Below are 13703 nucleotides of genomic sequence, written 5' to 3'. Positions count from 1 at the left end.
ATGTTTCCATTCGCCAAAACCCTGTTAATTTATACAGAACAATTGATGATTATATCAGCGTCGTGAGGGATGCCAACCGTGAAATTTCCACGTGCGGCAGAAGACGACTATCCGGGGTAGTCATCAGATCGGCATTTTCCGGCTTGATCCAGCAGGCCTGCATGCCGCAGCGGATCGCCCCGGCGACGTCCGTGGTCAGGTCGTCGCCCACGTGCAGGATCTCACCGAGCGGCAAATCCAGTTTTTCCGCTGCCAGATGATACATATCGTTGAACGGCTTCGAGCGTCCGTGCGGGCCCGCGCGCAGCACGAACTGAAAATAGTTCCCCAGACCAAACAGTTCAGGCTGAGCGTTGCCGTTGGTAATGGCGACCAGCGGCCACTTTTCGGCGAGCTTCGCCAGCGTGTCGTGGGTCTCCTGCGGCACGTCGATTCGGCTGCGCCATTTGGCGAAGTTTTCCATGGCCGCTTCAGCACCCATGGCCGCGTCCTGCGCGCTCAGGCCGGCATTGAGCATCGCCTGCTCAACCGCACGGCGGCGCCATTCGGTCACGTCATGATAAATTTCCGGCTCGGTTTCCCGCAGGGACTGACGCAGCTTCTGGAACTCTTTGTTCTGGATCGCTTTCAGCGCAGGATGGTAGTTTTGCACAAACGCCAGCGACTCCTGCTCGGTACGCAGGATCACTGGGCGGTTGTCGTAAAGGGTGTCATCAAGATCAAACGTCAGGGCTGAGATCTGACCGAGTGGGCGGTAAAAACGCATTATTTCCCCCGTTTGGCGCGTGGATGCGCCGCGTCATACACCGAGGCAAGGTGTTGGAAGTCTAAGTGGGTATAGATTTGGGTGGTCGACAGATTCGCGTGACCAAGCAGCTCCTGTACGCCGCGCAGGTCGCCGCTTGATTCCAGCATGTGCGTCGCAAAAGAGTGGCGCAGCTTATGCGGGTGAACGTGGCTGTTCAGCCCCTGCTTAATGCCCCACTCCGCAAAGCGCTTCTGCACGTTACGCGCCGAGATCCGCTTGCCGAGCTTCGACAGGAACAGCGCATCCTCTTCCGCGCCAAACAGACCGCGCAGATCCAGCCAGTGCTCAATCCAGGAGACCGCATTGCGGCCGATCGGCAGGCGGCGCTCTTTGCTGCCCTTGCCCATCACCCACACTTCGCCAGATTCCAGATCGAGGTGCTTTAAGTCGAGGTTCACCAGCTCAGAGAGACGCAGGCCCGCGCCGTACATCACCTCCAGCATCGCGCGGTCGCGCACGGCCAGCGGATCGTTAAGATCGATATCCAGCAGGCGGTTTACGTCGTCGACGTCGATATTTTTCGGCAGATGACGCGGGGCCTTTGGCGTGGCGATCCCTTTTGCCGGGTTGGCTTTCAGACCGCCCTGACTGACCAGCCAGTCGAAGAAACTGCGCAGGGCAGAGAGCCGGAGCGCCAGGCTCGCCGGGCTTAAGTTTTTTTTACGGCTACGCACAACGAAGCCGCGAACCGTGGCGGCGTCACATTGTTGCCAGCTTTTAAGACCGATTTCATCGGCAATCTGCATGATGGCATCAAGCTGACGCTGATAGTTGAGCAGCGTAATAGGGCTAAGCTGGCGTTCTACGCCAAGATAGCGCAGAAAACGGGTGACGTCAGTGGCGAGCAGTCCGTCCGTCATACGCGCTCAATCCAGCGCTCCAGCAGCTCAGGCAGCATCAGGGCGATCTCCTGCAACAGTTGCGTACCCTGCCCCTGTTCATAATGATGCGCGTCGCGGCTGGTAAATAACATCACGCCCAGGTCACCATCGCGCCCCATCAGCGACATCGCCACCGAGCCGATAGCTTTGGCTTCCGGCAGCACCACCAGCAGTTCTGGCCCGTTAAGCGGCCCCAGATAGTGGTGCTCATGGCCCAGACGCTGAATGCGCAGCGGTTCAAACGCCTGACGGCTCAGCGCCAGATGGGTAAACCCGGACGGCGCGCCAATGCGCCAGCGGTCAGGGAAGAGACGGATCGTCGCGCCTGCCAGCCCCAGCTCGCGCGCCCAGCGATGGAAGCGGTTGAGGAACTCTTCGAGACTGTGCGCGGAAGCCAGACGCGCCTGAAGGTGCAGAAGACGATAGAACAGGCTTTCGTTAGTGCTGGCCTGCTCCATCAGCAGCGTCATGTTCTCTTCGAGCTGATTGATGTGGTTGCGCGAGCGCGCCATGTGCCATTCAACCAGCGACACGGTCTCGCGAACCGGATGCGGCACGCGCATCCTTTCGACGACGCGTGCATTGCGGATAAAAAACTCAGGATTGTGCAGCAGGTAATCCACAACAGCGCTGTCGTCCAGCTCCGTTACAGGTTCCCGCAGTTCTTCCCCTGGTTGCTTCATAGATGGATAAACCCGTCATAAACATGTGTCGCCGGGCCAGTCATGTACAGTGGATGACCCGCTCCTTTCCAGGCGATATCAAGACGCCCGCCCGGTAATTCCACGCGAACCTCTTCCGCCAGTAACCCCTGTGAGATACCGACGGCCACCGCCGCACAGGCACCGCTTCCGCAGGCCTGGGTTTCGCCCGCGCCGCGCTCGTAAACCCGCAGGCGAATGTGTTCACGCTTCACCACCTGCATGAAACCGATGTTCGCCCGCTCCGGGAAGCGCTCGTGGCTTTCCAGCACCGGGCCGAGCGTTTCAACCGCCGCGGTTTGCACATCATCTACCTGAATCACGCAGTGCGGGTTACCCATCGAGACGACGCCGCACAATACTGTCTGCTCGGCGGCACGCATAATATAGGTCTTTTCCGCTTTGTTGGCGCGAAACGGCACGGCAGAGGGTTCGAAGTTCGGCTCGCCCATGTTCACGCGCACCAGTTCGTCGTCGGTGACGCTGAGCACCATCCGGCCGTTGGCGGTGCTGACGCGGATATCGCGCTTGTTGGTCAGCCCTTTCAGCCGAACAAAGCGGGCAAAACAGCGCGCGCCGTTGCCGCACTGGGAAACTTCGCTGCCGTCGGCGTTAAAAATGCGATAGTGGAAGTCCAGGTCAGGATCGTAAGGCGGCTCCACCACCAGCAGCTGGTCAAACCCCACGCCCACGTGTCGATCCGCCAGGCGACGGATCAGTTCCGGGGAGAAAAAGACATTCTGCGTTACCGCGTCGACGACCATAAAGTCGTTGCCAAGGCCATGCATTTTAGAGAACTGCATCATTTGCTCCATTGCGCGGGTACAGAACGTAATCGTCAGAGATTGACCTGAGTCGGGCCGCCGTTATTGCCGCGATCGTTGGTATCCGGCGTAGATGACTCGATACCACTTTGCACTGGTTTTGTCGGCGGTGGTGCGTTTTTATCCTCTGGCGGGAAGTACAATGGTCCCTTCAGTCCACAGCCGGTCAGGCTAAACAGAGTGACAAGAACGACAAGCGTTCGGAAGACGTTTTTCATGTAGAGGTTGCCCGTAAGTTCAAATCTGTTTCTATCATCGCAGGAGAAGACACAAAAGCAAGAGTTTGCCGCTTTCCTGCAACGGGAATTATTTAGCGTTATACTGCCGCCATCACGAAAAACAGGAATAAAACCATGAACGACAGTGAATTTCATCGCCTTGCCGATACCCTGTGGATGACCATCGAAGAGCGTATCGACGACTGGGACGGCGACAGCGATATCGATTGTGAAATCAACGGCGGGATCCTGACCTTAAGCTTCGAAAACGGCAGCAAGATTATTATTAACCGTCAGGAGCCGCTTCACCAGGTGTGGCTGGCGGCGAAACAGGGCGGCTATCACTTTGATCTGAAAGGTGACGAGTGGGTCTGCGACCGCAGCGGCGAAACGTTCTGGGATCTGCTGGAGCAGGCGGCGACGGCGCAGGCGGGTGAGGCAGTGAGTTTCAGGTAGTTTTGTTGCCCGGTGGCGGCTACGCCTTACCGGGCCTACAACGGCTCGAATCGTAGGCCGGGTAAGCGTGAGCGCCAACCGGCAACAGCGGCTCGGACCGTAGGCCGGGTAAGCGTTAGCGCCACCCGGCAAAAGCAGCTCGGACCGTAGGCCGGGTAAGCGTTAGCGCCAACCGCAACAGCAGCTCGGACCGTAGGCCGGGTAAGCGTTAGCGCCACCCGGCAACAGCTTCTCGGACCGTAGGCCGGGTAAGCGTTAGCGCCACCCGGCAACAGCGGCTCGGACCGTAGGCCGGGTAAGCGTGAGCGCCAACCGCAACAGCAGCTCGGACCGTAGGCCGGGTAAGCGTTAGCGCCACCCGGCAACAGCAGCTCAGACCGTAGGCCGGGTAAGCGTTAGCGCCACCCGGCAACAGCGGCTCGGACCGTAGGCAGGGTAAGCGTTAGCGCCACCCGGCGAAAAGGTTCAGGAGAAATACTGCTGCAACAGCGGCGCAGTTTCCTGGTTAGCGGGCACCGCAGGGGTAATCGCCTGCGTACGGAACGGGATCACCTGCGCTCGTCCATCCACATTCACAATCTGGTAGAACTGCGGCAGGTTGAAGTTGATAAAGCTTGAGCCGTAGGTAAAGCGATCGTGCGAGGATGAATAGAACCGGCTGACGTCGCGCACCAGCTCCTCTTTGCTGCCTTCACAGTGGTGATACACCTCGGCACGGTTGGTTTCATCCAGAATGTAGATATTAAACCCGGCGTTATCGCCCGACTCCTCGAAGAAGAACTGAATAATCCCTTCACTCGCAAAGCCATCCACCACCTGCGGCAGCTTAACGTGGTTGGTTTCCACCTGAACCGACAGGCCATGCAGTTTGTTGTGTGAAATCGCGCCGTAGAATTCAATGGCGTTCTCCAGCTTCTGCACCGACACGTTCAGGCGCTCAAAGAACAGCCCCCAGGTCTGGCCGGAGACGCGCAGCGCTTTAAAGCGTCCGGTTTCATTCCGGGTGCTGGAAAGACGCAATTCGATGCACTCAGACACCAGCTGCTGCACGCGGGTACGAATCAGGCCGCGAAGGTGCTGGCTGTAGCAGAACACCTCCACGCTGTCCGGCGGCGCGGCGTCCTGGTGCATCTTGCCGAGGATCGTTTTCAGCGCCTCGATCATCGCCTGCTCGCCGTTAAAGTGCAGGGTACGCACTTCGTTCCACGAGTTGCGGTACAGCAGATCCACGCTGCCCACCAGGCAGTTTTGCTGCTCACCGAAGCTAAAGACGTCCAGTTTACGGAAGTCAAAGTGAACCACCTGATTGCGGAAGGCCGCCGTCGGGTCGTATTCCAGGTTGACGATGATCGCCAGATGGCGAATCTCACACGGGCTGTAGAGCGCTTTTGGCGTCGGCGCAGGCAGACGCAGTGGGAAGTGGTGCGAGACATCAGCCACCATCTCCTGCAACTTGGCTAAATCGACCACCTCGTTGCCCTTGATAAACAACCGGGTGCGTGAGGTGAGAAGGCCGTTAAACCAGGCCCAGGCCACCAGCTTGTTAAGGTAGCGGTTATACTCCAGCGGCTGATGGCTGATGATCGAATCCATGCTTGGCGCACGGTTGTACAGATACCACCCGGTGCGGTTTGCGCGGCCCGGCGGCACGTAGATAAAGGTCAGATTCGGTTCAGACAGGTCAGGCGAAATCTGTGGGTTCACCAGCGTTACCTTGCCCGGCAACGCTTCAAACGCGGCGTACAGTTTACGGGTCAGCACCCCGATATCCTGTGGGCTGGCAGAAACGCTAAGGTTGTTACGGCGGGCAAAGCGGATCAGGTTGCGGTAGCTCTGCATCATCGCATCAAGCAGCTCGTTGTGCGCCTCGCGCACCTGATCGATTTTCCAGTTGGCGCGGTTGTCAAGCATGGCGAGACGCGCTTCGTCCCATCCCCACTCTTTGACTAACTGGCTGACCACTTCACGGCGCCAGCCAACGCAGGCGCGCTCGCGGCTCAGTTTTTCACAGACTTTGAGATAGAAACATCGACGCACCAGGTCAAGACGCGTAGCGTCATCAATGGCCGTCAGGTATTCGGTGACGCGTTCCAGCATCATGCAGTAGGCATCAAGCCCGTAGGAGACGATCTCCCCGTCGTGCAGACGCTGCTTAATATCTTTCGCCAGCAGACGCGGGGTGGGGTATTCCCAGGAGTAGGCTTCCAGCAGCAGGGTTTTCAGCACCGCTTTGTACGGTGAATCAATGCTCTTATAGAGCTGCCAGAGGCTTGCACCAAAGTACTCTTCGGCGGACAGGGAGCTCAGACCGCCCAGATCCAGCCACTCGTTTGGCGTCAGTACGCCCTGCGAGTAAAGCGACATGACGTAGTCGTCATAATTCTCTTCTTCATCGCACGGCACCATATTCCACAGAATACGTTTTCCGGCCAGGCGAACCGCAGTACGGTAAAACTCATCCAGCAACAGAATGTGCTGAGTCGAGCCGCAGTCTTCACCACCCAGACTGCCGCTTTCGTTATGGCGGAAACGGTTTTCATCAATCAGGAAGAAGCTCACTTCCACGCCGAGCGACGCCGCCCAGCTCTCCAGCAGACTGCATTTACGCTGCAACAGCTGGCGCTCTTCATTGTCGAGCCAGGACTGATGGCAGACCCAGATATCCAGGTCAGAAGAACAACTTTGCCCAACCGATGACGTGCTGCCCATGGAGTAAACCCCGGTAATCGGCAGCTCGCCTTTCGGCGAAACCTGCGGCGGCATACCACGGTAAAGCTCAAGTTCAGTCAGATAGTGCTGTTGGGTTTCATCAGGCGTGAAGAGGCAAATGCCCTGGGGAACGTTACCATCGAGGTAACCCGGCATTAGCGGATGGTGATAGTGCAACAATGTCGGCAGTAGACTGTATACCTGCTGGAAAGCAGGGCCCATGGCAGCAAGCGCGCGATCCACACGCAATTGATTGATGGCATCCAGTCTCTGTTTCAGAGTCTCAATATAGAGGTACAAGACGTATCGCCTGATGTTTCCGGGTGTCGCACGCCAGTCAAAACAGAACAAGCAGCGGACCCGCAGTATTTCAAAAAATAACCGTTACCCTTTTTCGCCTTGTTCTTTTCTGGTGGTACAGACGAAAAAATGGTCTAAAACGTGATCAATTTAACACCTTGCCGGTTGACCGTAAAGAAAGATGCGCTACATACAAGTGTAGCACCGTTCTGTACGTGTAAATTCCTGAATACGGCGGTGGCTGACGCGAACGCCGCCCTGTCCCTCTCACTCTTCATCAACCGTAAAACTGCCATCCGAGTGTCAACAATGTTAGGATGGTTAGCGATTGATAATGACGGTAACAAGCATGTTAGACAATGTTTTGAGAATTGCCACACGCCAAAGTCCTCTTGCGCTCTGGCAGGCACATTATGTTAAGCAGCGCCTGGAAGCCTGCCACACCGGATTACGCGTTGAGCTGGTGCCAATGGTCACGCGTGGCGATGTCATTCTTGATACGCCGCTGGCCAAAGTGGGCGGAAAGGGTCTGTTTGTCAAAGAGCTGGAACTGGCATTGCTTGAGAACCGCGCCGATATCGCCGTGCATTCGATGAAGGATGTGCCCGTTGAGTTCCCGGAAGGGCTGGGGCTGGTGACCATCTGCGAGCGCGAGGATCCGCGCGATGCGTTTGTCTCTAATCGCTATGACTCGCTTGATGCGTTGCCGGCAGGCAGCGTGGTCGGCACGTCAAGTTTACGCCGCCAGTGTCAGCTGGCTGAACGTCGCCCGGATCTGGTGATTCGCTCGCTGCGCGGGAACGTCGGCACACGCCTTGGCAAGCTGGATAACGGCGACTACGATGCCATTATTCTTGCGGTTGCGGGCCTGAAACGCCTGGGGCTGGAAGAACGTATTCGCGTGGCGTTGCCGCCGGAGCTGTCGCTCCCCGCCGTCGGCCAGGGTGCCGTCGGCATTGAGTGTCGTCTGGATGATGCGCGTACTCAGGCACTGCTCGCGCCGCTGAATCATGACGATACCGCCGTTCGCGTAAAAGCCGAGCGCGCGATGAATACTCGCCTCGAAGGAGGCTGTCAGGTGCCAATTGGCAGCTATGCTGAATTAACTGACGGTGAGCTGTGGCTGCGTGCGCTGGTTGGCGCGCCGGACGGCTCGCAGATGGTTCGCGGTGAACGTCGCGGCAAGCCGCGGGATGCCGAGGCGCTTGGCGTATCGCTGGCGGAAGAGCTGCTGAATAACGGCGCGCGTGAAATTCTGGCTGAGGTCTATAACGGAGAGCCCCCTGCATGAGCATACTTGTCACCCGCCCTTCTCCCGCAGGAGAGCAGTTAGTGAGCCGTCTGCGCGCACTGGGGCAGGTGGCCTGGAGTTTTCCGTTGATTGAATTCTCCCCCGGTCGCGAGCTGGCTACGCTCGCTGACCAGATGCGTGCCTTGCAGGAAGGTGATCTGCTCTTTGCGCTATCGCAGCATGCCGTGGAATTTGCCCATGCGCAGCTACAACAGCAGGGCGTTAACTGGCCCCACGCACCCCGCTATTTCGCCATCGGGCGCACCACGGCGCTGGCCTTACATACCGCGAGCGGAATCGATGTTCGTTACCCGTTAGATCGGGAAATCAGCGAAGTCTTGCTACAATTACCTGAATTACAAACTATTGCCGGAAAGCGTGCGCTCATTTTGCGCGGCAACGGTGGCCGCGAACTGCTGGGCGAGACGCTGCGCGAACGCGGCGCAGACGTGACGTTTGTGGAGTGCTATCAGCGCTGTGCGAAACACTATGATGGCGCGGAAGAAGCCATGCGCTGGCACGCGCGCGGCATTAATACGCTGGTGGTTACCAGCGGTGAAATGTTACAACAGCTTTGGTCGCTGATTCCGCTTTGGTATCGCGAAAACTGGTTACTCCGCTGTCGGCTTCTGGTCGTCAGCGAGCGTCTGGCGAACCACGCCCGGGAACTGGGCTGGCAGGATATTCGGATCGCTGATAACGCCGACAACGATGCGCTGCTGCGCGCATTACAATAACTCTCAAATGGGAAGCCATAATGACGGAACACGAAAAATCCTCCGCCGTGGTTGAAGAGACCAGGGAGACTGTGGACACCACGTCACAGCCAGAGACGACAGACAAAACCGTTGAGAAGAAAAACGGCAGCAATAAAACCAGCCTCACGCTGAGCGTGATTGCCATCGCGATTGCGCTGGCCGCAGGCGTGGGTCTCTACGGACTGGTGAAGAAACAAGGCACCAACCAGACGGCCACCAGCGACGCGCTGGTTAACCAAATCACCGCCCTACAGAAAGCGCAGGAGACGCAAAAAGCTGAGCTGGAAGGCGTAATCAAACAGCAGGCTGCCGCCCTCGCCGACGCGAACAGCAAACGTGAAGAGTTGACCAAACAGCTGAGCGAAGTGCAGGAGAAAGTCGCCACGATTTCGGGAACCGATGCCAAAACCTGGCTGCTCTCACAGGCCGATTTTCTGGTGAAGCTGGCCGGGCGCAAGCTCTGGAGCGATCAGGATGTCACCACCGCCGCCGCGCTGCTGAAAAGCGCCGACGCAAGCCTGGCCGATATGAACGATCCGAGCCTCATCAACGCACGCCGCGCTATTACGGAAGATATCGCCAGCCTGTCTGCGGTTTCTCAGGTCGACTACGACGGTATCATCCTTAAGGTAAATCAGCTCTCAAACCAGATTGATAACCTTCAGCTGGCCGATAACAACGATGATGACTCCCCGATGGATTCTGACGGCACCGAGCTTTCCAGCTCCCTGAGCGAATGGCGTATCAACCTGCAAAAGAGCTGGCAGAACTTTATGGACAGCTTTATTACCATTCGCCGCCGCGATGAAACCGCCGTGCCGCTGCTGGCACCGAACCAGGATGTCTATCTGCGCGAAAACATTCGTTCCCGCCTGCTGGTGGCTGCTCAGGCCGTACCGCGTCACCAGGAAGAGACCTACAAACAGGCGCTGGATAACGTTTCAACGTGGGTACGTGCTTACTACGATACCAATGACGCAACCACGACCGCGTTCCTGGAGGATATCGACAAGCTGAGCCAGCAAAACATCACCATGAACGTGCCGGACAAGCTGGAAAGCCAGCCGATTCTGGAGAAGATCATGCAGACGCGCGTGCGTAACCTGCTGGCCCAGCCGGGCGTTCCGGCAGAGCGCCCGGCTGAAGCACCTGCCGCCGCGCCAGCGCCTGAAAGCGCGCCGCAAGGAGAGTGATGATGCTAAAAGTCTTCTTACTCTTCATCCTGCTGATCGCCGGAATTGTACTGGGACCGATGCTCGCGGGTCACCAGGGTTACGTATTGATCCAGACCGATAACTACAACGTCGAAACCAGCGTGACAGGGCTGGTGATCATCCTGATCCTGGGTGTGGTCGTCCTGCTGGCAGTGGAATGGATCCTGCGTCGGATTTTCCGTACCGGGGTTCACACGCGCGGCTGGTTCGTTGGCCGTAAGCGCCGTCGCGCCCGTAAGCAGACCGAGCAAGCGTTGCTGAAGCTGGCCGAAGGCGACTATCAGCAGGTTGAAAAGCTGATGTCGAAAAATGCCGACCATGCAGAACAGCCGGTTGTTAACTATCTGCTGGCCGCTGAGGCGGCGCAACAGCGAGGCGATGAGGCCCGCGCCAATCAGCATCTCGAACGCGCGTCTGAGCTCTCAACTAAGGATCCGATTCCGGTTGAGATCACCCGCGTTCGTCTGCAACTGGCGCGCAATGAAAACCATGCCGCACGTCACGGCGTTGACCGTCTGCTGGAAATTACCCCTCGTCATCCGGAAGTGCTGCGTCTTGCGGAGCAGGCATACATTCGGACAGGTGCCTGGGGTTCACTGCTGGACATTATCCCTTCCATGGCGAAAGCCGACGTGGGCGATGATGAACATCGTGATGAACTTCAGCGTCTGGCCTGGATTGGCCTGATGGATCAGGCGCGCGCCGATCTTGGCAGCGACGGCCTGAAAACCTGGTGGAAAAACCAGAGCCGCAAAACGCGCCAGCAGGTTCCCCTTCAGGTGGCGATGGCAGAACATCTGATTGAGTGTGACGACCATGACACCGCGCAGGAGATCCTTCTCGACGGTCTCAAGCGACAGTATGATGACCGCCTGGTGATGGTCATCCCGCGTCTGAAAACCAACAATCCGGAACAAATAGAAAAAGCATTGCGCCAGCAGATCAAAACCGTGGGCGATCGCCCGCTGCTGTGGAGTACGCTGGGCCAGTCTTTGATGAAGCACGGCGAGTGGCAGGAGGCGAGTCTCGCCTTCCGCGCAGCGCTGAAGCAACGCCCGGACGCATTTGATTACGCCTGGCTTGCTGATTCGCTGGACAAGCAGCACAAGCCGGAAGAGGCCGCAGCCATGCGGCGTGATGGGCTTCTGCTTACGCTACACAATAACGGAACGCAGCAGTAATTATCCAGGAGGCCAGATGGCCTCCTTTTTTTATCTCATTTCTCCTGCTACATTCTTTTAACGCTCACCTGCAAACGAACCCGCCAATGTAACGATGTCTTTTCCTTAACCTTTTTTGCGCACGCGCTTACCCGCGTGGACTAAACTGTTTCTGAAAGGATATCGTCATGAACTCGCTTTTATATGCGCTTTTCGAAGCGCTGCGGTGCCATCGCTGGCTCCGCCTGCTGGCCTGCGCCTTTATCTTTAGCTCCCTGGGTAATGGCTTAACTCAGGTTGTTGTTTTCGGATTATTGTTACAGTGGTCAGCCCCGTCAGCGCTGTTAACCCTCGCCTTCCTTTTTGCTACGGTGCCCGGTTTTATCGGCAGCCTGATTGGTGAAAAGCTGTGCCAGCGGTTTTCACCTCTCTATCTGCTGATGCTGACCGAATGGCTGGGCTTGCTCGCCCTGCTCTTTCCCCTTTCAGGCGCACATTACCACAGCATACCGGCGCTGCTTGCGGTGCAATCCACAGAAGCATTGCTGAGCGGGATGAGCTGGCCTGCGTTAACGCTGCTGTTTAAACGCGGACTGCACGAGACAGAACTGCCTGCGGCAACGTGTCTGGAAAATGTGATTTTTGCCTCCCAGGTTTTGTTAGGCACCGGGCTGGGTGTGGTGTTGTTCCAGCGCATCCCGGTCTTCGCCTTACTGGTCATCGACGCCGCCAGTTTTATGGGATCGCTGGTCATGCTGTTTCTCGCTGAACGCCAGTATGTAGCGCGTCCAGCACCGTTGCCTCTCGGGGATCCTCAACCTGTGGCATTGCGCTGGCAAACCCTGAACCTTCGACAAAAACGCAGTTTGCTGATTTTGCCTGCCCTTGCCGCTGTAGGCTCGCCTGCAATGGCGTTGCTGCCAGCACTGGCGCAGCAGATCAACCCCGATAATGCCGCCGGGCTTGCGCTGCCCTTGCTTTTTGCCAGAAGCCTGGGGCAGCTTTGTGGTCCCTTGCTGCTCAGAAAAGAGAGTCTGACGCGCTTTGCAGTAAGAACGCCTTTGCTACTTAGCTGTCTTGCCCTTTTTCTGGCAGCCTATGGTTTGCTTCCGTTTTTATCCGCATGGGTGGTGCTTGCGCTGGGGATGATCTTTATCGCGCATCTGGCGTCGAATATCGTTTTTGCGGCGGGTACGTTTGGGGTACTGAGTAATTTTCAGGCTATACAGATATCCGCTGCCAGCGGTAAGGCCTGGCGCTGGCAAACGTTGAGCGCTTCGCTTTTTACGGGCCTCGCCGCAATGACGGCGACGATAATGGGAGCGGCTCAGACGCTATATGCTGTCTCTGCTATCGCTCTGCTGTTAGTGGCGCTGGTACTGGCTCGTTATCGTGAATAAGACATAAAAAAACGCCTGCTATAAAAGCAGGCGTTAAAACAGGTCTGTAAGACAACATATTTGGTGCTTCACTCAACGTTATGTCCATGGTGTTTGATGAGGCCGAAGCGACATCTGTCAGTGGACGATAAGCACCGTAAACGGCTCTGCGTCATTCCTGAGTTTATGAGGCCGTAGGGCGAACATAAGAGATGGAATGAGCATCTACACGCATATTATTGCATGTAATGTGCCAGGTTTACACGCATAACTTTTACATCGCGCAACATTTTAAGATAAAAGGAAATTATGTTGTTAAGAGCCGCCTTACGCCATACAAACTCGCGCTAAGGGCAGCAATCTGTCGTCACCAGGAGACAGGTTAAGAGAGAAAATAATAAATTCTTTATTATTAAAGGCTTATATGTCGCTGAATCGCGACAAGGATATAGAGTGTTGTCGGGGAATGGCTACAGGATGAAAAAGCGCAGAAAACAAAAAACCCCGCCGAAGCGGGGTTCAAAATTGGTCGGCGAGAGAGGATTCGAACCTCCGACCCACTGGTCCCAAACCAGTTGCGCTACCAAGCTGCGCTACTCGCCGATGTACTGCTTTTTTGAATTTTTAGTTCAACTCATTAAAAGTCGTGGTGCGAGGGGGGGGACTTGAACCCCCACGTCCGTAAGAACACTAACACCTGAAGCTAGCGCGTCTACCAATTCCGCCACCTTCGCAATTCACAACTCTTTCAATAATGGGGTGGCTAATGGGATTCGAACCCACGACAACTGGAATCACAATCCAGGGCTCTACCAACTGAGCTATAGCCACCACTGTATTCTTTCACGCGGTTCTGACTACTTCTCAGACCACCGCAGCTCTAGCGCCGGGACTAAAATGGCGCGCCCGACAGGATTCGAACCTGAGACCTCTGCCTCCGGAGGGCAGCGCTCTATCCAGCTGAGCTACGGGCGCTTAGCGCCGTTGCGGGGCTGGATATTACG

At 56.8% G+C, this 13703-nt stretch carries 12 protein-coding genes and 4 tRNA genes; 6 read left to right on the top strand and 10 right to left on the bottom strand.

Features of this window, described 5'->3' with window-relative positions:
• Nucleotides 1-49 precede the first annotated feature (49 nt).
• From yigB to L2Y28_RS00890, 5 genes are read right to left on the bottom strand one after another with little or no spacing between them, the layout of a single operon-like run.
• Nucleotides 50-766 (bottom strand): 5-amino-6-(5-phospho-D-ribitylamino)uracil phosphatase YigB, encoded by a 717-nt coding sequence (yigB, locus tag L2Y28_RS00910; RefSeq protein WP_022646664.1) that lies wholly within the window; start codon nucleotides 764-766, stop codon nucleotides 50-52.
• Nucleotides 766-1668 (bottom strand): tyrosine recombinase XerC, encoded by a 903-nt coding sequence (gene xerC, locus L2Y28_RS00905; protein ID WP_022646663.1) that lies wholly within the window; start codon nucleotides 1666-1668, stop codon nucleotides 766-768. Before xerC ends, yigB begins: the two co-directional genes overlap by 1 nt.
• Nucleotides 1665-2372: a DUF484 domain-containing protein gene (locus L2Y28_RS00900; protein ID WP_022646662.1), complete on the bottom strand. Its 708-nt coding sequence runs from the start codon at nucleotides 2370-2372 to the stop codon at nucleotides 1665-1667. Before L2Y28_RS00900 ends, xerC begins: the two co-directional genes overlap by 4 nt.
• A complete protein-coding gene (gene dapF, locus L2Y28_RS00895; protein WP_022646661.1) occupies nucleotides 2369-3193 on the bottom strand; it encodes a diaminopimelate epimerase in 825 nt (274 codons plus the stop codon). Before dapF ends, L2Y28_RS00900 begins: the two co-directional genes overlap by 4 nt.
• A gap of 35 nt (nucleotides 3194-3228) precedes the next feature.
• On the bottom strand, nucleotides 3229-3432 hold the full coding sequence (locus tag L2Y28_RS00890; RefSeq protein ID WP_003860815.1) for a lipoprotein: 204 nt from the start codon (nucleotides 3430-3432) through the stop codon (nucleotides 3229-3231).
• 135 nt (nucleotides 3433-3567) lie between these two features.
• Here L2Y28_RS00890 and cyaY point away from each other — a divergent pair, with 135 nt between their 5' ends.
• Nucleotides 3568-3888, top strand: a complete 321-nt coding sequence (gene cyaY / locus L2Y28_RS00885) for an iron donor protein CyaY (RefSeq protein ID WP_006812374.1) — start codon at nucleotides 3568-3570, stop codon at nucleotides 3886-3888.
• A 465-nt stretch (nucleotides 3889-4353) separates the two neighbouring features.
• Here the strand turns inward: cyaY and cyaA are convergent, their stop codons facing one another.
• On the bottom strand, nucleotides 4354-6897 hold the full coding sequence (gene cyaA, locus L2Y28_RS00880) for a class I adenylate cyclase (protein WP_022646660.1): 2544 nt from the start codon (nucleotides 6895-6897) through the stop codon (nucleotides 4354-4356).
• A 349-nt stretch (nucleotides 6898-7246) separates the two neighbouring features.
• Between cyaA and hemC the strand changes: the two genes are divergently transcribed.
• The 5 genes from hemC to L2Y28_RS00855 all read left to right on the top strand — a co-directional run bounded on the left by hemC (nucleotide 7247) and on the right by L2Y28_RS00855 (nucleotide 12720).
• The gene (gene hemC, locus L2Y28_RS00875) at nucleotides 7247-8188 is read left to right on the top strand and encodes a hydroxymethylbilane synthase (RefSeq protein ID WP_032622059.1); all 942 of its coding nucleotides are present in this window, start codon (nucleotides 7247-7249) and stop codon (nucleotides 8186-8188) included.
• Nucleotides 8185-8925, top strand: coding sequence for a uroporphyrinogen-III synthase (hemD, locus tag L2Y28_RS00870; protein ID WP_022646658.1), 741 nt, complete (start codon nucleotides 8185-8187; stop codon nucleotides 8923-8925). The genes hemC and hemD overlap by 4 nt, the downstream gene beginning before the upstream one ends.
• 20 nt (nucleotides 8926-8945) lie before the next feature.
• Nucleotides 8946-10139: a uroporphyrinogen-III C-methyltransferase gene (gene hemX, locus L2Y28_RS00865; RefSeq protein ID WP_022646657.1), complete on the top strand. Its 1194-nt coding sequence runs from the start codon at nucleotides 8946-8948 to the stop codon at nucleotides 10137-10139.
• A 2-nt stretch (nucleotides 10140-10141) separates the two neighbouring features.
• Nucleotides 10142-11341, top strand: coding sequence for a protoheme IX biogenesis protein HemY (gene hemY, locus L2Y28_RS00860; protein ID WP_032622057.1), 1200 nt, complete (start codon nucleotides 10142-10144; stop codon nucleotides 11339-11341).
• A 167-nt stretch (nucleotides 11342-11508) separates the two neighbouring features.
• The gene (locus L2Y28_RS00855) at nucleotides 11509-12720 is read left to right on the top strand and encodes a hypothetical protein (RefSeq protein WP_022646655.1); all 1212 of its coding nucleotides are present in this window, start codon (nucleotides 11509-11511) and stop codon (nucleotides 12718-12720) included.
• Nucleotides 12721-13225: 505 nt separating this feature from the next.
• Here L2Y28_RS00855 and L2Y28_RS00850 read toward each other — a convergent pair.
• The 4 genes from L2Y28_RS00850 to L2Y28_RS00835 form a co-directional block, all read right to left on the bottom strand.
• Nucleotides 13226-13302: transfer RNA gene (locus L2Y28_RS00850), tRNA-Pro, on the bottom strand.
• Between the two features lie 44 nt (nucleotides 13303-13346).
• Nucleotides 13347-13433, bottom strand: a tRNA-Leu gene (locus tag L2Y28_RS00845).
• Nucleotides 13434-13454: 21 nt separating this feature from the next.
• A tRNA-His gene (locus tag L2Y28_RS00840) sits at nucleotides 13455-13530 on the bottom strand.
• 67 nt (nucleotides 13531-13597) lie between these two features.
• Nucleotides 13598-13674, bottom strand: a tRNA-Arg gene (locus L2Y28_RS00835).
• Nucleotides 13675-13703 lie beyond the last annotated feature (29 nt).

Source organism: Enterobacter sp. JH25 (assembly GCF_021725435.1).
Classification (GTDB): Bacteria; Pseudomonadota; Gammaproteobacteria; order Enterobacterales; family Enterobacteriaceae; genus Enterobacter; species Enterobacter intestinihominis.
This window is presented reverse-complemented; position numbering and strand designations above follow the sequence as displayed.